Raw genomic sequence first — 519 nt, 5'->3', positions numbered from 1 at the left:
GCGCTATCGCAACCCGCTACGATAAACTGAAATCGACCTTCCTCGCAGCCGTGCAGTTCGCCTCAATCATCATCCTGCTTAACTGACGACACGCCGTAGCGCCCCCAGATGGACTGGCCTCACGTCCCGCAACTTCACGATCGAGCATCAGGCAGACATCATGGATGGTCTGAAACAGGAAACGGCGCATCAGCCTGCGGAACCACCAATAGACAGTCTGCCATGGACCAAAATGAACCGGCAACATTTCCCAGCCACAGCCTGAGCGGACAAGATAACGCAGCGCATTGATGATCTCACGAAAATCGGTTGCCCGTTTCCGGCCACGCCGGTTCGCAGGCGGCATCAGGGGGGCTATGCGCTCCCATTCCTCATCGGTCAGATCAGATGGATAGCGTTTCGTCTTGCGCGTAATGTTGGCCATTCGGCCTCGTTGTTCTGGCGTCCACATCCTGAGTTTGAATCACGCATAAACCCGCTTGAAAAGCCATCATATCGAATTTCCAAAAGGGCACTTAG

General features: G+C 54.7%; 2 pseudogenes. One reads left to right on the top strand and one right to left on the bottom strand.

What is annotated here, in order from left to right:
* Positions 1-86, top strand: a pseudogene (locus CFR79_RS15575) (IS5/IS1182 family transposase); the annotation flags it as partial.
* A 14-nt stretch (positions 87-100) separates the two neighbouring features.
* On the opposite strand, the pseudogene CFR79_RS15570 reads toward CFR79_RS15575, so the two are convergent.
* Positions 101-451, bottom strand: a pseudogene (locus tag CFR79_RS15570) (transposase); the annotation flags it as partial.
* Positions 452-519: the final 68 nt, after the last annotated feature.

Origin of the sequence: Komagataeibacter saccharivorans, from assembly GCF_003207825.1 — a bacterium.
Classification (GTDB): Bacteria; Pseudomonadota; Alphaproteobacteria; order Acetobacterales; family Acetobacteraceae; genus Komagataeibacter; species Komagataeibacter saccharivorans.
Note: the sequence above shows the minus strand (reverse complement) of the source record. Positions and strands in the feature narration are given on the sequence as shown.